The organism is Chitinophaga terrae (ex Kim and Jung 2007), assembly GCF_900107795.1.
Lineage (GTDB): Bacteria > Bacteroidota > Bacteroidia > Chitinophagales > Chitinophagaceae > Chitinophaga > Chitinophaga terrae.
Genome location: NZ_FNRL01000001.1, coordinates 498479 through 521927 on the forward strand (window position 1 = coordinate 498479; position 23449 = coordinate 521927).

A 23449-nucleotide genomic window follows, 5' to 3' on the forward strand; every position below is an offset into this window, starting at 1 on the left:
TAGTAACAATTTTACCGGCTGTTGTAGTTACTCTGTTTAACTACTTTTTTTTCCTGCACCACAACAGATGGAAATCATATATTAAAGAACTTGATAAGCAAAGTAGCAAGCAGCAGCTCATAGGTGGATTAATTGTTTGGTCACTAGTCTTTCTAATTTTTGCAAACCTGGTTTTCATGTTTTTTCTAATGAGTAGAATAAATTGGTCGTTATATCGATAACGGTATTAGCCGTCACCAAACAGCGAGAAGGAAGTTGACATACTTAAAATCTGGATAAAAGATGGAGGCGCTCGAAAATTCCTATAATTGTATCTATTCGGTGAATGCAGTAGCCCCGGTTCTAAGTTATCGTCTTGATAAAATGGAAAAGATGAATTAATCTACAATAAAAACGAGGTTATTCATTGTATTAATATCCTCAAAACAGCGCCCCATGGCCAATACACTTACTTTTGTACAAGTTCACTATTATCTCCTGATATTTGCTTCTATTTTGTAAAAATTCATGGTAAATAGGTTTGTCAATTGATGATATCTGAAAAAGACCAGGTCCGGGCTTCAGCAGATAATTCAATATCCCCCGTAAAAGCAGGATTAAATCTAGCAATGGGCCTTTATGGGTTAGAACTTAATCCGATGACGGCTGCTTTATATTTTGGTATGGATGCTTTTTATCCAGGAGGTTGGGTAGGCTATGCGAACGATTATGAGCAGTTGCAGAATGCGAATCAACAGATACTAGGAAATAGATCTATAACAGCTCCGTTTGGAGCGTTAAAGCAATAACGGTTAATTTGAGTTTATGATGCTTAAAAATGGGTATAAATATTTTTTTTATAAGATGTATAGATTTGCTGAAAATGCACCGTCTAGATGGTGGAGTGAATGGAAGGCAACGTTATCGTTAAGTGTCCTTGAAATAATGCTACTTATGTCATTGGAAGGATACTTTTCAATCATATTCAAGAATGATATTGTTCCTGGAGACGATAATTTCGTAACAATTACACAAGCAGTTGTAATTGGAATATTCAATTATTATTTTTTTCTACATAAAGACAAATGGAAGATGTATGTTAAAGAATTGGATAAGCAATCCAGAAGGCAGCAGTTTATAGGAGGACTAGTTGTTTGGTCACTGGTCTTTCTAATTTTTGCAAATCTGGTTTTCATGTTTTATCTAATGAGTAGAATAAACTGGTCATTATATCGGTAACTGTATTAGCCGTCACCAAAACAATGAACGATTAAAATAGCATGAAAACAAGGCGACAATTATTTGCATATCGGAAATTGGCAGGTTAGAATCTTGACAATAAAACAAATATTGGCAAAACAGCAATATTTAACATCCTACAATTAAACCGTAGCAGGTTATAATAAAGCATCAATGGTAAGTACATATTTCAAAATGCCCCGGAGGTTGGCAGGCTATGCAAATGATTATGAACAACTGCAAAAAGCGAATCAACAAATTTTAGGCGAAAGATTTATAACTGCTCCGTTTGGCACCTTGAAACAATAACAATTTATAGGCCTATGAAAAATGGCTATAAATATTTCTTTTACAAGTTATATAGGTTTGCGGAGAGAGTACCTTCACCTTGGTGGAGCGAATGGAAAGCCGCATTATACTTAAGTGTAGTCGAATTTCTATTTTTAGTATCTCTCGAGGATATCTTTTAATCCTTTATTGAGTTCATATTATCAAAAATCTTTCAACATTCCTTTAGTTCTTTCCTTGCTCGGAATTAATTATGTATTGTTTTTACATAACAACAAGTGGAAGTTGTATATTAAAGAGTTGGATAAACAATCCAGGAAGCAGCAGTTGATAGGCGGAATAATCGTTTGGTCTATAATATTGTTAATTTTTTCAAATTTAATCTCCATGTATCACCTTATGGGTAAAGTATACAAGCCTTTGTATCGATAAAGGAATTTCCCATAGTAAATGGAAGGAACCTCAGGCAATACCTACGGCTCCTTCCATCTATCTCGCTACAAGCTAAACCGGTATTCCGGGAAAATGCCAAACAAAGAATCTCCCCTACTCCTCCCCGCTATTCTTCATCTTCATCAACAACGCATACGCATTCTTCGTCACTATCTGCTGCCCCGCCGAAACACCCGATTTAACTGCCGTAAATCCATCATTGGCCGGACCCGGTTCCACAGGTGTCATCACAAAGGTATTTTTGCCCTTTACCACGAAAACATAAGACTTTTCATGCCAGCTTACCAGGGCATCGTCTGGCACCGCGGTAATATTATCGCTGTTCAGCTCTATGATAGCATTCATATACATCCCGGGTAACAAACGCTTATCATACTTATCGAAATGGCAGTGTACTTCCGCCGTACGGTTATCGTCCACATTACGGGTGATCAGGTGAATCCTGGCAGTATACTTCTCTTCCGGGTTGGCATTGGTGTAACAGATCACCTTTTGATCCGGCGCCAGGTTGATCACATCCTTTTCAAAAACTGTAAGACTCAAATGCAGGTCTGCCGGGTCCATCAGGTCGAAGAGGATATCGGACGGGTTCACGTAACGGCCGATATTTACGTTCACCTTGGAAACATAGCCGCTGATAGGTGCATATACATTCACCTGCCGGCTGATAGTTTGTTCTGTAAGCGTTGCCGGATTGATGTTGATCAACTGTAGTTTCTGGGCCAGCGAACGAGCCATTACCTGCTGGCTTTCATACTCCGACCGCACCTGCTGAAACACCTTATCGCTATTGATCTTCGTTTCGTTCAGCTCCTTCTGCCTTTTGTAATCCGCTTCCAGGAACTTCAGGCGGCTCCGGGTAACCAGGTAATCTTCCTGCAGCTGGATGTACTGGGGATCTTCCAGTGTCGCCATAACCTGGCCCTTTGCGACCTGCATGCCGGGCAAGAGGTTCATCTTCTTCAAATATCCTCCCATCGGCATGCTAACGGATACGATGTTCTGCGGCGGTACGTCTATCACCCCATTTACCTTGGTAGTGGTATGCATATCCTTTGTTGCAACGGCGCCAATTGCCAGGTCTCCGTTCTTAAACTGCTCGTCTGTCAACTGCACCTCGTTGGAAGGCAGTTCTTCCGCTACCGCTTTTGTTTCCGGTTGTTTATCGCCGCTCTTGCAGGCAAACAATCCGCTTATGATCAATACTGTTAAAAATGAATTTTTCATACTGCTTATTAATTAGCTCCGCTGAGTTTTTCAACGGTAATAGCCGACTGGTTTAATTGTTCGATTACATTGAAATAGCTGCTGCGCAGGTCTAGCGACTGGTTCACCAGTATCACCCATTCCAGGTAGCCGGTATCGCCGCTCTGGAAGCGTTTATTGGCTGCGTCTATAATAGTAGTGGCATTGTTCAGCAATACTGATTCATACCTGCTTAATAATTCCCGGTTCCGTTGGTACGTTTGTAACGCCTGCATCAACCGGGTTTGTGTATGCTGCCTGGCAGCTTCCCACTCTTTGGCCCGTTGCTGCACCATTACATTGGTAGCCCTGATCTTCGCACGTTGCCCGAAAGTGAATATAGGAACGCTAACGCCTACACTAACTGCTGAAAACCTGTCGTTGCCGCTGAAATATTTCTCTTCGTCCCCTACCCGCTGGTAACCGATTATGCTCATATTGTTATACCCTACGTTGAAACCAGGCAGCAGGCGGCTTTTCTCCAGTTTATATTCCAGTTGCCCCTGGGTGATCTGTTGCCGGTAGATCTTCAGTGCAGGGTATTGTTCCAGCGCCGTGGTATCAGGCGCCTGCGTTAATGTATAGATCACCGTATCGGAAACCGGTTCCAGCGGTTCGCGGGTGTTCAGCAACATCCTGAATTCCTGCAACTGCACATCATAATCAGTTTTTAATAACGCCAGTTGGTTGGCTATTTGCCAGCGTTGGTTTTCGGCAGTTGTTTTTTCGAGCAGGTCTGTTTCTCCCACTTTAAATTTTACTGCCGCCTTTTCCATGAACGCCGCATAAATACTATCCGCCTCCTGCAACAATTTAGCCTTGCGTTGTAAAACCAGCAGGTTATAAAACCGCTCTTTCACCGCAGCCTTCAGTTCCAGCTCCCGCTGCTGCGTTGTGGATTTGCTGATATCGATGTTGATATTGTTAATATCCCGCTGGTGTTTATAGACCGTTGGGAATTGTATGCCCTGGGAGATGGTGAAACGGTTATCGTTCGCTATGCTGTTGATCTTCCCGTATTCGCCTTCTATATTCGTTTTGTCGATATCCAGGTTGCTTTTCTTCAGCGACTGGTAGTATTTCTCGTTCAACCTGGTAGCCTGTACCTGAAGATTGTTTTTCATCGCCAGGTCAATACTCTCCTGCAAGGTAACAGGGGTTTGCGCATTCAGCAATCCCGGAATAAACAGCAGCAATAGCAACATTGCCTTGCCAGGCTTCAATGTTAATCTCTTCTTCTTCTTTTCCATCATAACATATAACAATGGCAATACAAATAATGATAAGAGAGTTGAAACGATCAGTCCTCCTATTACTACGGTAGCCAATGGTTTCTGCACTTCGGCGCCGGCGCCCTGGCTTACAGCCATCGGTATAAATCCAAGCGAAGGCACAAGGGCCGTCATCAACACTGCTCTTAATTTTGTTTTCGTGGCGTGTACCACTATCCTTGGCGTATCATGCCACCCTTCTTTACGCAGGCGGTTAAATTCTGATACCAGCAATATTCCGTTCAGTACCGCTACCCCGAACAAAGCAATAAAACCAACGCCTGCAGAAATACTGAAAGGCATATCCCTTATCCACAAAGCGAGGATGCCGCCAATGGCCGACAATGGAATAGCTGAATAGATCAACAGTCCCTGCTTCACAGAATTGAAAGCGAAGTAAAGCAGTAAAAAGATCATGATCAGCGCTACCGGCACAACGATCGTTAAACGTTGCTTAGCCGCGGTCAGGTTCTCAAAAGATCCGCCGTACACAACATTATACCCCAGCGGGAGCTTCAAATGCTGCTGCACTTTTGCCTGCAGCTCCTGTACTATACTCTGCACATCCCGTCCGGTAACGTTGAATCCAACAATGATCCTCCTTCTCGTGTTTTCACGCTGTATCTGGTTAGGACCTTCTATTTCATTGATAGCCGCTACCTGCGAGAGCGGAATTTGCATCCCCGTTGGCGTTGGGATCAACAGGTTCTGAATATCGCTGATCTGCTTTCTCGACTCGCCAGCCAACCTCACTACCATATCGAACCTCTTCTCGCCTTCATAAACAAGCCCCGTACTTTCTCCTGCAAACGCGGTATTGATCACCCTGTTCACATCATTGATGTTTAACCCGTACTGGGCTATCGCATCCCTGTCATACCTGATCACTACCTGCGGCATACCTGTAACCGTTTCCACGTACAGGTTAATAGCGCCATCTACCGTTTTGATCACTTCTCCCAGCTTATTGGCATAGAGGGCCAGCGTATCCAGGTCTTCCCCGAATATTTTGCATACCACATCCTGCCTTGCTCCTGTCATCAGCTCATTGAAACGCATCTGGACGGGGAACTGGAATCCTACACTGATACCGGGGATAACTGACAGCGCTTTTGTCATCTTTTCTGATAGCTCCGGGAAAGAGCTGGCGGAAGTCCATTCCTTTTTCTTCTTCAGTATCACCATCATATCGCAGGCTTCCAATGGCATAGGGTCTGTAGGAATTTCGGCGCTTCCTATCTTGGTCACAATTTTCTCTATTTCCGGGAACTGCTTTAATAATATTGCAGAAGCGCGTTGCGTAGCATTAATGGTAGTATGAAGATTAGCTCCTGTCAGTAACCGCGTATCTACAGCAAAATCCCCTTCTTCTAGTTGCGGGATAAATTCTCCTCCCATCCTGCCTAATATCACCAGGGCGATGGCAAACAAACCCAGTGTTACCGCCATTACTGTTTTAGGGAACTTCAATACCCGTTGCAAAACAGGTTGATAACGTCTTTCCAGCCATACTACCATCCGGTCGGCCAGGGTAGGCTTATGACTGATCTTTTTGCTGAGGAACAACGCGCTCATCATCGGTACATAAGTGACCGACATGAGGAATGCGCCAAAGATGGCGAAGGAAACCGTATAAGCCATTGGTTTGAACATCTTCCCTTCTATACCCTGTAAAGAAAGAATAGGGATATAAACAATAAGGATAATGATCTGGCTGAAAACAGCAGAATTGATCATGCCTCCCGTCGCATTGTTAACCTCCTTATCCATCGTTGGCTGATCAATATTTTTAATATTCCTGAAAGCCTTGGAATGGGTGAACCGGTGCAGGATAGCTTCTACAATGATCACCGTTCCATCCACTATCAGCCCGAAATCGATCGCCCCCAGGCTCATAAGGTTGCCGCCCACACCAAACTTATTCATCAATATCACTGCAAACAACATGGATAGCGGTATCACTGAAGCGACTATCAATCCCGCCCTTAGGTTCCCCAAAAAGAACACCAGCACAAATACGACGATCAGCGCGCCTTCCGTAAGGTTGGTTTCTACGGTGCTGATAGCGTTGTTCACCATTTTTGTACGGTCCAGGAACGCCTCGATCTTTACCCCCTGGGGTAATGATTGCTGGATCTGTGCAATTTTATCTTTTACTCTTTTGATAACGGCAGAAGAATTTTCTCCTTTCAGCATCATTACCACTGCTCCCGCCACTTCTCCTTTATCGTTAAAACACATGGCCCCGTAGCGGATAGCCGATCCGTACTGCACTGTTGCCACATCGCGGATCTGTACAGGCACGCCGTTCGGCAAGGTTTTAACCACTATCTTCTGGATATCTTCCAGGCTGGTAGCTAACCCTTCGCTCCTGATGTATAAAACGGTAGGTCCCTTTTCGATATATGCGCCGCCTGTGTTTTCATTGTTCTTTTCCAACGCCGAAAATACATCTGCTATGGTGATGTTATTTGCTTTGAGCTGGGCGGGGATAACGGCTATTTCATACTGTTTCAGTTGTCCGCCAAAACTGCTTACGTCCGCAATACCGGGCGTACCAAGCAATTGCCGCCTTACTACCCAGTCCTGCAATGTTCTCAGTTCCATTGGTCCGTATTTGCCTTCATAGCCGGGTTCGGGCCTCAGTACATACTGGTAGATCTCTCCCAACCCTGTTGTTACAGGCGCCATTTCAGGCGATCCCGCTCCTGCAGGTATTTCCTGCTGCACCTGTTGCAGGCGTTCTGCAATCTGTTGCCGCGCCCAGTAAACATCCGTTTCATCGTTAAACACAATTGTAACCAGCGACAATCCAAATCTCGAAAAGCTCCTGATCTGTTTCAGCCCGGGAATATTGCTGCAGGCCTGTTCTACAGGAAAAGTGATCAGCCGTTCTACGTCCGGCGCTCCCAACGATGGGGATACTGTAATTACCTGTACCTGGTTGTCTGTAATATCTGGTACGGCATCAATAGGCAAACGGGTCACTTCATAAGTTCCCCATCCGATCAATGCCAATACAAATAGCCCAATTACCAGCTTGTTCTTAATAGAAAAGCTGATGATTCTATTCAGCATAAAATCTTCACGTTAATAAAAAAATAAAATCAATACGAAACTTTCCATACCGGGTTGCAATATGGTTATACCTTTATGCGATCAGCTCCTGCGGAGGTCTGAAAAGGCTGCTGATAGCCGGTTCGGGAAGGTTATGGTCTTTTAATACAGGATAGTGCAGGTTAACAGGTTCATATGTTACCGCTTTGATGTCTACCACTTTCGCCAGCGGTACGAATACCTGTTGTAAGGAATGGCCATCGATATGTTTATAAGGCAATTGCCTGTCCATTTCCTGGTCGTTGTCCCCGTCGTCTTCTAATTGATAATGTATGCTCAGGAAATCGCCGAAACCAATATTCGGGTTCAGCGCGCGGTGATACCGGTAGTGCGACACCAATGCCGGCAACCGCAGTAACTGGTTGAAAGCACTGTCGTGTAAAATAAAAAGAAACAATAATATGTATGCACCGCGTTTTGCCACGGGGCAAATATATAACAAAAAAAGCGGCGCTTCTGCATATTTTATAAGCCGCAGGCACTCAGCTTTTCGCCGCAGCCTTCTGAATATCGGCAACTTCCAGCACCCGTTCAGGGTATCCGTGCAAGGTAACGTTGATCATGGCTTTTCCCAGTTCCGGCAACCGGACCACGTAACCGGGCGCCAACTGCCTGGCGATAGGATACAGCCAGCTGATCAACTTATAAAAACCGTGGGTATGCTTCATGCCGTCCCCCGGTTTGATAAAGGCCGGCCTGAACATATATGCCGCCTTAAAAGGCATTTTCAACAGGGCATTCTCTGTTCTTCCTTTTACCCTTGCCCACATCTGCTTCCCTTTTTCTGTACTATCTGTTCCTGCGCCCGAAACATAACAGAAGGTCATTTCAGGGTTCAGCACCACGAGGGTTTTAGCCACTTCCATAGTCAGGTCGTAGGTCAGCTTTGTATAGGCGGCTTCTTTCAGGCCTATGGATGAAACGCCCAAACAGAAATAACAGGCGTTGTAATCATGCAGCCTGGCGGCTATGGGCAGCATATCCAGGAAGTTTTTGTGGATAATCTCCTTCAGTTTTGGATGCTTCACTCCGCAGGGCCGGCGATTGATCACCAAAACTTCTTTAACATCCGGGTGTTTTAAACACTCGTGCAACACGCCTTCTCCAACCATCCCTGTACTTCCTGTTATAATTGCTCTGATCTCCATAGGAAAGAAAAAATTTAGTTAAGTCGAAAGCAAATAATCGTGCCAATCGCTCCCTTACCTGCCAGGCTATACGCAGCGTGTTCTTACTGCTGTGGCTGCCTTCAGATGTTACCTGTATTTTAAATACCTTTGAACCTAAATTTAAAACAGAATATGAAAATTCAGCTTTTTCCTGCAAACGACAGAGGGGTCAAAGATATCGGCTGGCTAAAAAGCAACTTCTTCTTTAGCTTCAACGATTACGGCAATCCTATGCGCAGCGCCTTCGGTACCATCCAGGCATTCAACGACGACTACGTAGAAGCAGGCAAAGGCTTCGGAATTCACCCGCATGTGAATATGGAGATCATTTCCATCCTCCTGCAGGGAACCATGAACCATAAAGATACCATGGGATACAGTACCGAGATCACCGCCCCTGCCGTTCAGATCATGAGCGCAGGAAGTGGGCTCCGGCACGAAGAATATAATATTGGCAACGATGAAGTGAATTTCCTGCAGATATGGATCTCTCCCAAGTTGCAGAACATTGCTCCGCGTTACCAGCAAAGAAGTTTTCCTAAAGAAAAAAGAATTAATAAACTGGTAACAGTGGTATCCAACGAAGAAGGATTGCAACATTGCTGGATCAATCAAAACACGAAAATTTCGCTGGGTTATTACGAACAACCGGAAAGCCTTACCTATACTTTCCAGCCTCAAAATAAATGTTTATTCATTTTCTTAATTTCCGGCAGTTTAAGGGTGCAGGATCAGGGACTGCAACCCCGCGATGCCATCGGGATCTGGGAAACAGGAGAAGTGTCATTGAAATGCGCCGATAAAACAGAATTTGTCATTATCGAAACGCCTATCAACCAGAAATAAATAATTATTTACAGGTAGTTTTTATTCCGGAGAGAATCAGTAAATTTATTAGACCTCGTAACGGATAATTGCCTGTATATGCTTAACGCCCAACACCAGCATTACCTAGGTTTCGATGTTCTCTTTAATCTGGCCGCTATTGGTATCATAGTTACAGATGATAATGACAACATCCTGATGATTAATCCATTCTTACTTTCGCAGTCAGGATATGCGGAAGAAGAAATTACAGACCAGCCTATTCACCAACTGGTGTTGTGCGAGGGCAGTGAAAAATTTATCAGGCGAAAAGACGGCAGCCGGTTTCCGGCCGAAGTAACCGTTACTCCCCACGCAACCCCTGAAGGTCCGCTGCATATCATTCATGTTACTGATATCTCCGACAAAAAATCCATAGAACAAACGCTGAAGGACCTGCAACAGCAGAAAACACAACTGGCCCTGAAAGAAAAGGCGTTGCAGGATGTGAACAGCGTGTTCAATAATCTTTGGAGCAATGCCGGCGCCATGATCATTGTTACCAATGAAGAAGGCTATATCAAATGGTTTAACCCCGCCGCCGAAAGGATACTGGGTTATAAAGCCAGTGAAGTGGTTGATTTCTGTACGCCCATGATCCTGCACGACAAAGAAGAAATAGCGCTCAGGGCTGCGGAGTTCTCCAAACAACTGAACCAGGAGATCCCCGCCGGCCTGGAAACCCTGCTGATCAAAGCCCGGCTGAACCTGCGGAACGAATACGAGTGGCAGTACGTAAAAAAAGACGGTACCACGCTCCCCGTTTCCCTGGCCGTATCCGCCCTGCGCAACGGGAGCGAGATCAATGGGTACATGGGCATAGCCATTGACCTGACCCCGATCAAACAGGCGGAATCAGAACTGCGGGTAGCCCTGGAAAAAGAACGGGACCTCAATGAACTGAAATCCCGCTTCGTATCCCTGGCCTCGCACGAATTCCGTACGCCGCTCAGCGCCATTCTTTCTTCCATCTATCTTGTTTCTAAATATGAAGATCCTGCAGATGTTGCCAAACGTACCAAACATATTCAACGTATCATTTCTTCCGTTAACTCGCTGACCGATATCCTTAACGACTTCCTCTCCGTTGGCAAGATCGAAGAAGGAAAGATACAGGTGCACATTACCGAATTTGACCCCGGGCGGCATATTGGCAACATCCTGCATGAAATGGAAGGACTTAAAAAATCGCATCAACAAATTTATTACGCCCATCACGGGCCTCCGTTAGCCGTACTCGATCCGACACTATTGAAACATATTGTTATGAACCTCGTCTCAAATGCCATTAAGTTTTCGCCCGACAATGCCATTATCTCCGTTCGCAGCTCCAGTACGGATAACTTCTTCCAGCTATCAGTCAAAGATAAAGGGATAGGCATCTCGGTCGCCGACCGCCAACATCTTTTCGAAAGGTTCTTTCGGAGCGAACAGGTCGCCAATATCCAGGGCACAGGCCTTGGACTTCACATAGTAGCCAAGTACACAGAATTAATGAATGGACACATCACCTGCAACAGCGCCCTTGACCAGGGCACAGAATTCCTCATCACCATCCCCTTCCCTAAAAACTAGTTTCCATGCAGAAGATATTATTAATCGAGGACAACCAGCTCATTTGTGAAAATGTTGCCGAGATCCTGGAACTTGCCAACTACCAGGTCATTACCGCCGCAAACGGCAAAGAAGGAGTGGCAAAAGCCCTGGAACACCAGCCCGACCTCATTGTATGCGACATCATGATGCCCGTACTGGATGGGTACGGCGTATTGCATATGCTCCACAAGAACCAGGCTTTGCAAACCACGCCTTTCATCTTTCTCACCGCCAGATCTGAAAGAACGGATATGCGTAAAGGAATGGAAATGGGAGCAGACGATTATATCACCAAACCGTTCGACGGCTCAGAATTGCTGAATGCCATTGAAAGCCGGCTAAAACGGTGCGCCGAGATCCGTAAGGACTCCGTGTCGGGCCTGCAGGGGCTCAATATACTGCTGGCTGCCGGGAAAGGAGGGCAACAGCTCGATCTCCTGAAAGAAGACAGGAATATCCATCTCTTCAAAAAGAAACAGGCTATTTACAACGAAGGCGGCAGACCCGAATACTTGTTCTACCTGCTGGAGGGTAAAGTAAAAACCTACAAACGCAACGATGAAGGTAAGGAACTGATAATCGGGTTGTATAATAAGGGCGATTTCTTTGGTTACAACGCCCTGCTGGAAGGCGGCAGCTACCAGGACTATGCAGAGGCGATGGAAGACTCCAGGATCGCTATGATCCCGCAGCAGGATTTCGAGCAGCTGATAGGCAGCAATCCCGAAGTCATGGGCCGTTTTATCAAGTTATTATGTAAAGAGATGGCGGAGAAAGAACAACAGCTGATCAGCCTTGCCTACAGCTCACTGAGGAAAAAAGTGGCGGAAGCCCTGTTATTGCTGGAAAGAAAGTATAACGCTTCCGGAAATAAGAACTTCACCATAGATATCAGCCGCGAGAACCTGGCTGCAGTGGCCGGCGTAGCAAAAGAGTCGCTGATCCGGACATTGGGAGATTTCCGGGACGAACAGCTCATCACGTTAAAAGAAGGACAGATCGCCTCCCTGGCAGTAAAAAAATTAGCGGGAATGATCAATTAGCTGTTGATGCTAAGGAATTTCAGGAAAGAAGTTTTCAGGTTTTCATAGTCCATTACCATCTTCGTTACATCCTCTTTCAGGGAAGAATGATCGTGTGGCGATGGGCCGTGAGCATTATTCTCCAGCCAGGCCAGTTGTTCCTTTATCTCATGCCGCAACAGTACAATAGCTTCTTCCCGGCTCAGCATCTTTAACTGGAAAGCTTCCGCTTCTTCAATGAAACCCCGGTCGGCCGAGTTATTCACAGCATCCGCCAATTGACGTATCAATTGTGCATTATCTGTTCTTAACGCCTGCAATATCTTCAGCCACGTAGCACAGGCAAGCGCCTGGTCTTCGCTGATCAAATTATTGCGCCCGCCCGAAAATAGGTTGTTCATAAATCTAGTTGTAATAGGTTTGCAACGTATGCAGCATCTTCGCCTCTTCCCAATTTCTCAGCAGCAAACAAACCCTTTGTTGAGTGCTGTATAAATGTTTGACTTCTTCCAATAATGCTCCAAGCTGCTCATTGCCTATGGCATTGGGAACCTGCGACAGGTAATCGTCCAGTATATTTACCATATTCCGGGTCTGCGCTACGCACTCTTTCAACAGTCTGTGCACTTTCATGATATGATCGTACTGTTGGGTGATATAGTCCGCATCCTCTTTCTGCTGTTTTAACAACGGCGCCAACTCATCTTTCAGATTCCGCAATACAACGTTATTGCATACAGTAAGCTCCTGGTAATAATGAACGATCAGGTCAGACACATCATTGGGGTTCTGCTGGATCAGTGAATAGAAGCCTTCCATCCTGGACAATATCTTTGCCGCCTGGGGCATGGCCTGGTCTTCAATACAACTGTGCAGTACCGTTGCGTAGCTCATATGAAAGTCTAACGACGGTATTTTCATATCCAGCAACGGTCTGATCCTGGCTTGTTTGCTATACTGTTTGTATATAAACCCGCCGTACTTCTTCAATTGCCTGATTGGAAAGAAAAGGAACCCTTCGCAGAATTTTTTTTGCCTCGATGTGATACTATTTTGAAACATGTCATTCCATTTTGAGAGATAAGAATAGGTATCACCGCTGTCCGGACGGTGATACCTCCAAACCGCACCTGTTCATTGAGTCTTGCCCCAGCTATCACTGTTGCGCAACAAAATTAGAACAGGTTATATCTTCCATCAATGACAATCATTATACCAACCCATGATCCTCGTCACCGGGGTTGATGACGGCGGTCACCGCCTCCCCGGTTAGAAACAAGATAATCAGGGTGTTAGCTTTTATTTTAAGGCAGGATGGCTTAATTTTGCGCCGCTAAATATGAAACATAAGATCAGGCGTGGTATCCGTGTAGCCAGGTACGTAGTATACCGCGAAACATTGGTAGACAAACAAAATATATTCTGGTCCTTTATTGGAGCCTTTATAGGTATTGCAGCAGTTGGTTTGTTAAGTCATTATTACCTGCCGGCAAAGGATAATCTTTTCCTTATAGGCTCTTTCGGCGCATCGGCCGTATTGATCTACGGGCATACGCAAAGCCCGCTGGCCCAGCCCCGCAACCTGGCAGGAGGGCATATCATCAGCGCCATTATCGGCGTAACGGTACGTTATTTATTGCCATGGCCTGAATGGGAATGGCTGGCCTGTTCGCTGGCAGTAGCTTTATCGCTGATCGCTATGCAGATCACCAAAACCGTGCATCCCCCCGGCGGGGCCACTGCATTGCTGGCCATAGCCGGATCGCCCGCCATCCGTAAACTGGGGTTCTGGTATGTACTTTCCCCTGTTGCCAGCGGCGTGGCTATCCTGTTGCTGGTAGCGGTTATTGTTAATAACCTGACGTCTATACGCCAGTACCCGGATAAGGGCAAATGGTGGTAATTAACGCGGGGGCTGATAGTTCAGGCACCTGAAAACGAGGAATTTCCGCACTACCCTGCCCTGTTGTTTCACCACTATCGGCGGCAGGGGCGTAATATGATCAAAGAAAGGGTCCAATTCTTCCACGAATTCCATCTCGTCTTTATCATCATCCACATCCGTGAGGGAATTGATGAAGATAGCATTCCGGCCGGCCAGCGCCTGCAGGTTGGTACCTATAAAATCGAACTGCAACGCGTTTTCGCCGATAATATTCTTTGAATACACCATCTTTCCCAGGTACAGGTTCAGTATGGCGCTGGTTTTATAATCATCTGCTGAAAAAATAAAGTCGGCAGGGTATTCCTGCTCCAGTTTTTCCACACCCTGTACCAATCCCTTCCATCCTATCATTGTATCATCCGAATGAATGGGAACGGGGTAAAACAGTACTTCAATAGCCAGAACCAGGTGCACCGCCAGGGCGGAGATCCACTGCCAGCGTAGATGCCTGAACGTTAGCCAGGCGCTTGCCCAGATCACCCCGGTTATGTAAGCCGGCATCATCCAGTTGATCTTTACCCAGTAGACCGGCGATATGATGAGAAAAAGCAGGAAAATGGGGAGAAAAAAGCACAGCAGGAATAATTGCCTGGCAGGTATCTTCCCTATTCTCCAACCAAATTTCTTCATCCCTTTATACAGGTAAAAAAACAACGCAAAAAACAGCACCGGCAACAGCAATGCCGCCTGGTGCCCTATAACTCCAAAAAAATCCAGGGGCCTGAAAGCCCAGTCATCCGCCCGCTCCGACGACTGAAAACGGAAAGAGGCCAGTTTATGGTGCACATTCCAGATGATAACCGGGGAAATAGTGACGAGGAACACCAGGATACTGAGATAGAACCAGGGAGATGCCAGCCATTTTCTATGCTCCCGGCTCAGCAACAGGAACAATACCGCTCCTCCCGGCAGGAACAAAGCCGTGTATTTGCTGTCGAACGCCAGTCCCATAAGCAGCCCTGCCAGCAGCCAATACCACTTTTTAGCCTCAAAGACCGCTTTGTACGTGGCGATCAGCGACAGGGTCCAGAAAGCCATCAACGGCACATCCGGGGTAGAAACAAGCGATAAAATAGTGATCATCAGCGTTGAGCCCATAAACAGGAGACTGTTCCAGGCTTTCCGCTGCGAAAGGAACAGGGTGCTCAACTTGTAAAATGAAAGCAGGGTAACAAAAGTGACCAGGCTGTCGGCTAGTTTGATTGCCCATACATGTCTTCCCAACAGGTCCGTAGCCCCCCTCAGCAACAAAGCTATGGCGGGAGGATGATCGAAATAAGATAAAGCAGGATGCTGCCCGTAAAAATAATAATAGGCATCCTGGGGCATTGGCCCCATAATGCCTATAAAGGATAATCTTAACAGCAATATAAAAACAATGGACCAAAAAATCCACTGACTGGTTCGTATATAGGCAGCAAAGCGAAACCCCAAAAATGATTCATTCATCTAGTGCGACAGTTATCGAGTGACTGTTGTACCTCAAGCATTGTGCCGTACAGCCCGGCATCTTAAAGCTATTACTTATAACGGTCAGGACCAACTAAAAGTTGCAACGCCGGCGAGGCGTTGCAGCATACTCGTATTGGGATTAACGTTAGAGTGATGAAAATAGTACAGGCACTTTGAAAGTCACCGGCTGCAGGAACGATGGCTATAATCATCAATATGAGGAAATCTTTTGACAATAGCGGCAAAAGGATGATGGGAGAAAAAAGTTGTAAATTGAAAAAGAACAAAGAAACCCTACATGGCAGCAAAGATCAATCTACCAGCTGAGATCAAAGGATTGGATAATGCCGCGGTAACTGCCTCCAGGCAGCAATACGGCGCCAATACCCCTCCCAGGCCGCCTGAAAACCCTTTCCTGAATGTTATTAAGGAAATACTGGGCGAACCCATGTTATTACTGCTCATCGCGGTAACTATCATTTATTTCATCACCGGCGAGTATGGGGAGGCTTATTTTATGTTGCTGGCAATAGGCATCGTATCAGGCATATCCTTTTACCAGGATAACCGCAGCCGCAAGGCCCTGGAAGCGCTGGAAAAATTAAATGAGCCGTTGAGTAAAGTGATCAGGGAAGGAAAGCTGGCAAGCATCCCAACCAGCGAGATCGTATGCGGGGATATGCTGTTGGTTTCTGAAGGCAATACTATCAATGCCGACGGCCGCGTAGTGTATAGCAACGATTTTACGGTGAATGAATCCGCCCTGACAGGCGAAACATACGCAGTTTCAAAACAGGCTACGGGTGATGATTCGGCAGTTTTCAGCGGCACCCTGGTAGTATCGGGCATGGCTATATGCGAAGTGACCAGCGTTGGCGCCCATACGAAGATCGGGCAGCTGGGCGCTGCAGTGCTTTCTATCAAAGAAGAGCCTACGCTCCTGCAGCAACAGATCACACAATTTGTGAAATGGATGGCATTTGCAGGTGTAGCCGTATTCCTGGCAGTCTGGATCTACAATTTCATCCTTAGTAAAAATATTACAGACAGCCTGCTGAAAGGACTCACGCTGGCCATGTCTATCCTCCCGGAAGAGATCCCCGTTGCTTTCACCACTTTCATGGCGCTGGGTTCCAGGCGCCTGATGCAGATGGGCATTATTGTAAAGAAGATCAGGACGGTAGAAGCCCTTGGCAGCGCCACCGTGATCTGTACAGATAAAACAGGTACGATCACCGAAAACAAGATGCAGTTGCAGGCTGTGTATTCTTTTGCCGCACGCAAGGCCTACGACGCGGAACACTTCCCCGCCGACGTAGTCACCGCCGCAATGTGGGCCAGCGAGCCTGTTCCTTTTGATCCTATGGAGAAAACATTGCATGCAGCATACGAACGCCTGGCGGAAAAGGATGAGCGCCCGCAATATAAAATGGTGCACGAATACCCGCTGGAAGGCAAACCACCGATGATGACCCATGTGTACGACCACGGTTCCGGCGAAAAACTGGTTGCCGCGAAAGGCGCGCCGGAAGCGATCTTCCAGGTTTGCGGTTTATCCGCCGGCGAGAGATCGGAAGTGCAGCAACAGGCCGATAAACTGGCAGCAGAAGGATACAGGGTACTGGGCGTGGCTGCCACTTCCTTGCAGGGCGACAACTATCCCGAAAAACAACAGGACATCGTTTTCTCATTTATTGGCCTGGTTGCTTTTTACGATCCTCCTAAAACAAACATCAAACAGGTATTCGATCAGTTCTACAATGCCGGCATACGCATCAAGATCATTACAGGCGACAACAGCGTTACAACCCGCGCAATAGCGAGGCAGGCGGGGATGCAACAGGCAGATACCGCTGTGGATGGCGACATGCTGGTAAAAATGAACGACGCTGACATGAAACGAACCCTGGAAAAGGTGAACATTTTCACCCGCATGTTCCCTGAAGCTAAACTGGCGGCTGTTAACGCATTGAAAGAAGATCATGAAATCGTGGCCATGACGGGCGACGGCGTTAATGACGCACCCGCCCTGAAAGCTGCGCACATAGGGATTGCCATGGGCAAAAAAGGAACGGAGATCGCCAAACAGGCCGCATCTCTGATCCTGGTGAACGACGATCTTTCAGGGATGGTGGATGCCGTTGCCATGGGCCGGCGGATCTATACCAATATCAAAAAGGCCGTACAGTATATTATTTCTATCCACATCCCTATTATCCTTACTGTTTCACTCCCGCTATTCCTTGGTTGGGTATACCCCAATATCTTTACGCCGGTACATGTTATTTTCCTGGAAGTGATCATGGGTCCCACCTGTTCTATTGTATACGAGAACGAACCGATAGAACCCAACGCCATGCAGCAGCCACCAAGGCCGATCACGCAAACATTCCTTTCGTTCAGGGAAATGAATATCAGCATAATACAAGGATTAATTATTACGGCAGGCGTACTGTTTGCCTATCAATGGAGCATAGGGGAAGGTTATTCAGAAACAGATACCCGCAGCATGACCTTCACTACCCTGGTATTGGCCAACGTGCTGCTGACGCTGGTGAACCGCTCTTTCTATTACTCATTCATCCGCAGTATGCGCAACCATAACAACCTGATGGTAACAGTGATCGTTCTTACCTTAATTTTACTGGCAATAATGCTGTACTTCCCGCCGGTTACAGCATTCTTCAGTTTAGCGCCATTAGACAAGCAAGAGCTGCTGGTTTGCGGCACAGTTGCTGCGGTATCCGTACTATGGTTCGAAGTATTTAAAGCGATCCGGAGAAGCAGACATAAAGTAAAAAATTAGTTTGATATGAAAGTATTTGCAACGAGGATAATCCCGGCAGCAGGCCTGGAATTACTGGAGAAAGCAGGACACACAGTCACTCAATGGACCGAGAACAAAGAAATGACGGTTGAAGAACGTATTGCCTACTGCAAAGATCATGATGCGCTGCTGTTTGCAGGAGGCAGGAAAATCGACAGGCCATTGCTGGAAAACTGCCGGCACATGAAAGTGGTTAGCCTCTTATCTGTAGGCTATGATAACGTAGATCTCAAAGCCGCAACAGAACTGGGCATCCAGATCACCAATACGCCGGGCGTATTAAGCAATGCAACAGCAGATACCGCGTTCCTGTTGATGCTGTCTGCCGCCCGCAAAGCATTCTTCCATCATAAGAGGATACTGAACGGCGAATGGAATTTCTCTACTCCCACCGCTAACCTGGGTGTGGATGTAGAAGGGAAAACGCTGGGCGTCTGGGGACTTGGCAACATCGGGTATGTGATGGCCCAACGGTGCAAGGCGGCTTTCGGGATGGATATTATTTATCACAACAGGCGCCGGAACGAAAAAGCAGAAAAAGACTTACAGGCCAGGTATGTATCGTTCGATGAACTGTTGCAGCAGAGCGATGTTCTGAGCGTGCATGTAAACCTGACTGCCGAAACCAGGGATAAATTCAATATGGAAGTTTTCAGGAAGATGAAGCCTACCGCCATCTTTATTAACGCAGCAAGAGGAGGCATTCACAATGAGCCCGACCTGGCAGCGGCTATCGAACAAGGGATCATCTGGGGCGCCGGGTTGGATGTTACCAACCCTGAACCAATGCAACCGGATAATCCCTTATTGCAAATGCCTACGGTTGCTGTACTGCCGCATATCGGTTCGGCTACGCAGGAAACCAGGAATGCAATGGCAAGAGTAGCAGCCGAAAATATCATTGCAGCCCTGGCCGGCAAACCGGTATTAAACCCGGTGAACCATCTTTACACTTTGTAATTATTCGCTCTTCAGGTTATGGATAGGGTTCGACAACGCCGCCCTGACTGATTTAACGCCAACGGTAAGTATCACCAGTACAAACGTCAGTAATACCGGCCCAAAGAAGTTGTATGGCCCTATCTGTATCTTATAAACGAAATCGTCTAACCACCTGTTCATAAAATAATATGCAGGCGGTATAGCTATCACCAGGGCAACAGATAACAGGTAAATGAATTCCCGGGCGAAGATCCACAGTATATTATCAACGCCCGCTCCTAATACCTTCCTGATACCTATTTCCTTCTTTTTTCGTATAGCCATGAATGATACCAGGCCGAATACGCCTATGCAGCCAACCAGGATAGCGAGGAAAGAAAAAACCTGGTTGAACTTCAACAAGGTAATATCCGTACTGTACATGTATTTGATATTCTCATCCAGGAAATTGTAGCTATACATTTCATCGGGGTACACTTCTTTCCAAACCTTTTCTACAACTGGCAATACCTGCGTCAGCTGGTAAGGATCTATGCTCACCGCGCAGGTATAGTAACTGCTTAGTTTACTGTAAAGACAGGTAGGTAATATCTCGCTATGGAAAGTACCGGCATGAAAATCTTTTACCACCCCGATAATCTGTGCTGGTTTATTGTTGAGGGCAACTGTTTTTCCAAGCGCCTGTTCAGGAGAAGCGATCTTTACTTTTTTAACGAAGGTTTCGTTTACCAGGATACCATTCACAGAATCACCGGCATATAGATTGCGGCCTGCAAGCAGCTGAAGCCCGAAGGTAGAAAGATAGCCGGTATCTGCAGCTTTTACGTTTACTGAAAAAGCTGATTCCGGCGGTTGGTTATCAAAAGTCACAGAGGTAGAATTGCTGTTTGAAGACATGGGTGCAGCATAACAGGCGCTTACCGACTTCACCCCGCTTAGCCCTTTCAGTTTATTGCGCAGGGCGGCAACAGCGTTCGCTTTGTCTTTGCCCGGTATATCCAGCAATACGATCCCGGATTGTTTGAAGCCCAGGTCGCCCCTGATAGCAGATTGCAACTGCCTTGAAATAATAGTGGTACAGCTGATCATGAAAAGTACAATGGCAAACTGGCCTACCACCAACATTCTTCTCATAGAAAAACCTCCACTGGCAGGCTGCTGGAAATGCCCCCTCATTACCTGTACCGGTTTAAGCCGTGCCAGGATACTTCCCGGGAAATAACCTACCAGCAGGGATATTACCAGTACCATAGCGCTTACAAATAAAACAAAAGGATATTGATATAAAGCTGTAAGGCTGATGGATGTCTGGCAGAAATCATTGAAATAAGGGAAGACAAGTAATACAACCAGCAGCGACAAGACCACTGCAATAACAGACAACACGAATGCTTCTACGAGGAACTGCCAGCGGATCTGGCTATCGGAACTGCCCAATGCTTTACGCACCCCTGTTTCTTTCTGGCGGAAGAAGATCTGTGCAGTAGAGAGATTGATAAAGTTAATCGCTGCTGTTAGCAGCAGGAACAGCCCGATCACCGCCAGTCCCCATAATTGTTTCTTCTCAATATCCCCATCAAACGTAAGGTTAAAATGAATATCTTTTAAGGGTTGCAGTTTTAATTGCAGTGTAGTGTTCTTATCGGGATTATATTGTTTTACAAACCTTGGGAATTCATTGTCAACAGTTGCCGCCTTCACTCCTTTGTTCAGCAGCACAAAGCATTGTACGCCTCCTGAAATAGCCGGCCAGCTGCTGTCGCTTGCCATCCATGGCTGATCGGTCTTATAGTTCTCGTAAGATACAAACAGGTCGCGCTGGTTTACCGAGTTAGGCGGGATATCCTTGAGTATCCCTGCAATGGTCAGCAGTTTTCCATCTACCATAATATTTTTCCCATAAGCGTCGCCTGCCGGGAATAATCTCCTGGCTTCCTTCTCAGTGATGGCCACGTTGCCGGGTACACGAAGTACACTGGCATCTCCTTGCAGGAAGGGATAGTTGAAGATAGAGAAGTAAGAAGGTTGTACATAACTGCCGCTTATGCGGAACTGTTTCTTCTCCAGCCCTTCGCCAATAGTCACGAGTGCATATCCCCTGTCGGCCCGCATTGCTACCTGCTCTGCAAACGGGTAAGCATTTTTGAAAGCTTTACCTACAGGCTGCGGTACGCCCTGGTTAAAGCTTTGAACCCCTTCATTCGTTTCAGAAACGATCCTGTAAATACGGTCTTTGTTTGGATGAAAGTCATCAAAACTCAAATGATAGTGCAGTAAACAAAACAATAACATAGCCCCGGTAAATCCTATCGTTAATCCGCCTACATTGATAATGGCAGAAGATAAGTTTCTCCGGATGTTCCTTATTGCGGTTTTGAACCAGTTTAATTGTATCATCGGTAAGAGAATAAGCAAGTGGCGTCAAAAAAATAATGCCAAAGAACAGCATACAGTCGGGTGCGGAAGTTCCCCAAAAGAGCCATGTACTTATCCGTCCGTAAACGGACACCCGGCATTCGCAAGTGAACACTTTTCGTTAACTTTAGTAAAAGCCGGCACCATGAAAAAAGTTGCTATCCTTGGCGGTAAACGCATTCCATTTGTTAAGTCGTTCAAAGAATATAATCATATCAGCAACCAGGAATTGCTGGCTCCCTGCCTTGATGCGCTGATCAGGCAATTTAACCTGGAAGGCAAACGGATAGGCGAAGTAGCGCTGGGCGCTTTGCTGAACCGGCCTACCGACTGGAATTTTTCAAGAAATTGCAGGATTTCGACTTTTATGAAATCCATGAAGCATTCAGCGGCCAGGTGCTTTGTACGCTCAAAGCCTGGGAAGATGCAGACTATTGCAGGAAACTGGGTTGGGATAAACCCCTGGGAAGTATCGACAGGAGCCGGCTGAATGTAAAGGGAGGAAGTGTGGCGATCGGCCACCCGTTTGCAGCAACAGGCGCCCGGATAGTAGCACAGGCGGCAAAACTCCTGGAAGAAAAAGGCTCCGGCCGCGTCCTGATCTCCATTTGCACAGCCGGAGGAATGGGCGTAACCGCCATTCTTGAAAAATAGTTTATTTCAATTCAGACAACCAGGTAACCAGGTCTACCAGTTCCTGCTGCGGCATTGCCGTTGCCAGCCCTGTAGGCATCAGCGAATGCTGGTAAGGTTCCTTTGTAAGGATATTATTCTTTTGCACCTTCACTCCCTGACCGCCGGCCGTTCTCACATCTACTTCGTTGTTCGTTGTTCCTGCAATGTATCCCAGTACCTTGGTGCCATCTTTCAGGGTAAAAAGGTAACCTTCAAAACCGAAGCTGATACCGGCATCTGGATTAATAATTGCGTCATAGATCGCACTTTTGGTAAGCTTCGCACCAATTTCAGATAGGCCAGGTCCAAAGTCCACCCCCGTTCCTTTAGCAGTATGGCAGGTGGCGCAGTAGGTACTGAACACCTTCTTCCCATTACTGCTGTTACCAGGCAGTTTCACCAGTTCTGTAACCGGCGGAAGCGAATGCGCAGTTTTCTCCGGCTCATAATAAGCTACTGCTTTTGCCTTGATATCCTGCCGCCAGGCATGGGTAAGAACAACCCTGGCCACAGTATCCAGGTCGGCCGGCAATACTTTCTTCTCTACCATCTCCCATAATTCTTCATACCCATCCCAACCTTTGCCCAGGTTGCGGGTAGCTTCCTGTCTTAACGCCAGCGTGTATTTTTTATCATTATTGTCCGACAAAAATCGGGTTAAAAATGGCTGTAATCCCTTTCTGATAAGGATTACAGCCTAAAATTTGATTGTTTCAAAATGGGGGGAAGCTCCCCTCCTTTATTACGGTGAAAAGGCAAGCGATGATGCATTGTGTTTTTTTCTCCATGCTTTATATGTGTCTTTAATAAATTCCATCAGTCCAACATAGCTTGTCAGGTGTAATCTTATAACGGTGATCATATTAGCAAAAGATTTTTTCGTGGCAGCTTTCTTTCTGATGACCACCATCAGTAATTGAGCGATCAGCACGCAATAGACCTGCATTTTG

General features: G+C 46.3%; 19 protein-coding genes and 1 pseudogene. 10 read left to right on the plus strand and 10 right to left on the minus strand.

The features are described from left to right. Positions 1-530 precede the first annotated feature (530 nt). Together BLV62_RS01930 and BLV62_RS01935 are read left to right on the plus strand one after the other, a co-directional pair. The gene (locus BLV62_RS01930) at positions 531-788 is read left to right on the plus strand and encodes a hypothetical protein (RefSeq protein ID WP_089758105.1); all 258 of its coding nucleotides are present in this window, start codon (positions 531-533) and stop codon (positions 786-788) included. Positions 789-804: 16 nt separating this feature from the next. Next, positions 805-1218: a hypothetical protein gene (locus tag BLV62_RS01935; protein ID WP_089758107.1), complete on the plus strand. Its 414-nt coding sequence runs from the start codon at positions 805-807 to the stop codon at positions 1216-1218. 834 nt (positions 1219-2052) lie between these two features. Here the strand turns inward: BLV62_RS01935 and BLV62_RS01940 are convergent. The 4 genes from BLV62_RS01940 to BLV62_RS01955 all read right to left on the minus strand — a co-directional run bounded on the left by BLV62_RS01940 (position 2053) and on the right by BLV62_RS01955 (position 8740). Next, entirely contained in the window at positions 2053-3186 is a 1134-nt protein-coding gene (locus BLV62_RS01940) for an efflux RND transporter periplasmic adaptor subunit (protein ID WP_089758109.1), read from the minus strand. Between the two features lie 8 nt (positions 3187-3194). Beyond that, positions 3195-7553: a CusA/CzcA family heavy metal efflux RND transporter gene (locus BLV62_RS01945; protein WP_089758111.1), complete on the minus strand. Its 4359-nt coding sequence runs from the start codon at positions 7551-7553 to the stop codon at positions 3195-3197. A 73-nt stretch (positions 7554-7626) separates the two neighbouring features. Then, on the minus strand, positions 7627-8016 hold the full coding sequence (locus BLV62_RS01950) for a hypothetical protein (protein ID WP_089758113.1): 390 nt from the start codon (positions 8014-8016) through the stop codon (positions 7627-7629). 58 nt (positions 8017-8074) lie between these two features. Beyond that, entirely contained in the window at positions 8075-8740 is a 666-nt protein-coding gene (locus BLV62_RS01955; protein WP_089758116.1) for a Rossmann-fold NAD(P)-binding domain-containing protein, read from the minus strand. Positions 8741-8893: 153 nt separating this feature from the next. Between BLV62_RS01955 and BLV62_RS01960 the strand changes: the two genes are divergently transcribed. The 3 genes from BLV62_RS01960 (at position 8894) to BLV62_RS01970 (ending at position 12264) form a co-directional block, all read left to right on the plus strand. Next, entirely contained in the window at positions 8894-9607 is a 714-nt protein-coding gene (locus tag BLV62_RS01960) for a pirin family protein (RefSeq protein ID WP_089758118.1), read from the plus strand. A 78-nt stretch (positions 9608-9685) separates the two neighbouring features. Then, positions 9686-11200, plus strand: a complete 1515-nt coding sequence (locus tag BLV62_RS01965; protein WP_089758120.1) for a sensor histidine kinase — start codon at positions 9686-9688, stop codon at positions 11198-11200. A 5-nt stretch (positions 11201-11205) separates the two neighbouring features. Further along, positions 11206-12264, plus strand: coding sequence for a response regulator (locus BLV62_RS01970; RefSeq protein ID WP_089758122.1), 1059 nt, complete (start codon positions 11206-11208; stop codon positions 12262-12264). Here BLV62_RS01970 and BLV62_RS01975 read toward each other — a convergent pair. Both BLV62_RS01975 and BLV62_RS01980 read right to left on the minus strand, forming a co-directional pair. Next, positions 12261-12644 carry a hypothetical protein gene (locus tag BLV62_RS01975; RefSeq protein WP_089758124.1) on the minus strand — a complete coding sequence of 128 codons (384 nt, stop codon included), beginning with the start codon at positions 12642-12644 and terminating at the stop codon, positions 12261-12263. The genes BLV62_RS01970 and BLV62_RS01975 overlap by 4 nt on opposite strands. A gap of 4 nt (positions 12645-12648) precedes the next feature. Further along, the gene (locus BLV62_RS01980) at positions 12649-13305 is read right to left on the minus strand and encodes a hypothetical protein (protein ID WP_089758126.1); all 657 of its coding nucleotides are present in this window, start codon (positions 13303-13305) and stop codon (positions 12649-12651) included. Positions 13306-13582: 277 nt separating this feature from the next. On the opposite strand from BLV62_RS01980, the gene BLV62_RS01985 reads away from it, so the two are divergent. Further along, complete coding sequence (locus tag BLV62_RS01985) at positions 13583-14146, plus strand: HPP family protein (RefSeq protein ID WP_089758128.1); 564 nt, start codon at positions 13583-13585, stop codon at positions 14144-14146. On the opposite strand, the gene BLV62_RS01990 is transcribed toward BLV62_RS01985, so the two are convergent. After that, a complete protein-coding gene (locus tag BLV62_RS01990; protein WP_168927807.1) occupies positions 14147-15526 on the minus strand; it encodes a glycosyltransferase family 39 protein in 1380 nt (459 codons plus the stop codon). 412 nt (positions 15527-15938) lie between these two features. Here BLV62_RS01990 and BLV62_RS01995 point away from each other — a divergent pair, with 412 nt between their 5' ends. Further along, entirely contained in the window at positions 15939-18446 is a 2508-nt protein-coding gene (locus tag BLV62_RS01995) for a cation-translocating P-type ATPase (protein ID WP_089758132.1), read from the plus strand. 6 nt (positions 18447-18452) lie between these two features. Beyond that, complete coding sequence (locus tag BLV62_RS02000; protein ID WP_089758134.1) at positions 18453-19427, plus strand: 2-hydroxyacid dehydrogenase; 975 nt, start codon at positions 18453-18455, stop codon at positions 19425-19427. Here the strand turns inward: BLV62_RS02000 and BLV62_RS02005 are convergent, their stop codons facing one another. Then, positions 19428-21806 (minus strand): ABC transporter permease, encoded by a 2379-nt coding sequence (locus BLV62_RS02005; RefSeq protein WP_089758137.1) that lies wholly within the window; start codon positions 21804-21806, stop codon positions 19428-19430. Positions 21807-21969: 163 nt separating this feature from the next. Between BLV62_RS02005 and BLV62_RS28745 the strand changes: the two genes are divergently transcribed. Next, positions 21970-22314 (plus strand): hypothetical protein, encoded by a 345-nt coding sequence (locus tag BLV62_RS28745; RefSeq protein WP_225889571.1) that lies wholly within the window; start codon positions 21970-21972, stop codon positions 22312-22314. After that, positions 22221-22478, plus strand: a complete 258-nt coding sequence (locus BLV62_RS02010) for a hypothetical protein (RefSeq protein ID WP_258522405.1) — start codon at positions 22221-22223, stop codon at positions 22476-22478. Before BLV62_RS28745 ends, BLV62_RS02010 begins: the two co-directional genes overlap by 94 nt. A gap of 1 nt (position 22479) precedes the next feature. Here BLV62_RS02010 and BLV62_RS02015 read toward each other — a convergent pair whose 3' ends face one another. Both BLV62_RS02015 and BLV62_RS28490 read right to left on the minus strand, forming a co-directional pair. After that, positions 22480-23148, minus strand: coding sequence for a c-type cytochrome (locus BLV62_RS02015; RefSeq protein WP_089758139.1), 669 nt, complete (start codon positions 23146-23148; stop codon positions 22480-22482). A 93-nt stretch (positions 23149-23241) separates the two neighbouring features. After that, positions 23242-23449, minus strand: a pseudogene (locus tag BLV62_RS28490) (hypothetical protein); the annotation flags it as partial.

Excerpts from the sequence above, each read along its gene's own strand:
- BLV62_RS01930 (WP_089758105.1), top strand. The coding sequence starts at position 531 with ATGATATCTGAAAAAGACCAGGTCCGGGCTTCAGCAGATAATTCAATA.
- BLV62_RS01935 (WP_089758107.1), top strand. The coding sequence starts at position 805 with ATGATGCTTAAAAATGGGTATAAATATTTTTTTTATAAGATGTATAGA.
- BLV62_RS01940 (WP_089758109.1), bottom strand. The coding sequence starts at position 3,186 with ATGAAAAATTCATTTTTAACAGTATTGATCATAAGCGGATTGTTTGCC.
- BLV62_RS01945 (WP_089758111.1), bottom strand. The coding sequence starts at position 7,553 with ATGCTGAATAGAATCATCAGCTTTTCTATTAAGAACAAGCTGGTAATT.
- BLV62_RS01955 (WP_089758116.1), bottom strand. The coding sequence starts at position 8,740 with ATGGAGATCAGAGCAATTATAACAGGAAGTACAGGGATGGTTGGAGAA.
- BLV62_RS01960 (WP_089758118.1), top strand. The coding sequence starts at position 8,894 with ATGAAAATTCAGCTTTTTCCTGCAAACGACAGAGGGGTCAAAGATATC.
- BLV62_RS01965 (WP_089758120.1), top strand. The coding sequence starts at position 9,686 with ATGCTTAACGCCCAACACCAGCATTACCTAGGTTTCGATGTTCTCTTT.
- BLV62_RS01970 (WP_089758122.1), top strand. The coding sequence starts at position 11,206 with ATGCAGAAGATATTATTAATCGAGGACAACCAGCTCATTTGTGAAAAT.
- BLV62_RS01975 (WP_089758124.1), bottom strand. The coding sequence starts at position 12,644 with ATGAACAACCTATTTTCGGGCGGGCGCAATAATTTGATCAGCGAAGAC.
- BLV62_RS01980 (WP_089758126.1), bottom strand. The coding sequence starts at position 13,305 with ATGTTTCAAAATAGTATCACATCGAGGCAAAAAAAATTCTGCGAAGGG.
- BLV62_RS01985 (WP_089758128.1), top strand. The coding sequence starts at position 13,583 with ATGAAACATAAGATCAGGCGTGGTATCCGTGTAGCCAGGTACGTAGTA.
- BLV62_RS01990 (WP_168927807.1), bottom strand. The coding sequence starts at position 15,526 with ATGGGGCCAATGCCCCAGGATGCCTATTATTATTTTTACGGGCAGCAT.
- BLV62_RS01995 (WP_089758132.1), top strand. The coding sequence starts at position 15,939 with ATGGCAGCAAAGATCAATCTACCAGCTGAGATCAAAGGATTGGATAAT.
- BLV62_RS02000 (WP_089758134.1), top strand. The coding sequence starts at position 18,453 with ATGAAAGTATTTGCAACGAGGATAATCCCGGCAGCAGGCCTGGAATTA.
- BLV62_RS02005 (WP_089758137.1), bottom strand. The coding sequence starts at position 21,806 with ATGATACAATTAAACTGGTTCAAAACCGCAATAAGGAACATCCGGAGA.
- BLV62_RS28745 (WP_225889571.1), top strand. The coding sequence starts at position 21,970 with ATGAAAAAAGTTGCTATCCTTGGCGGTAAACGCATTCCATTTGTTAAG.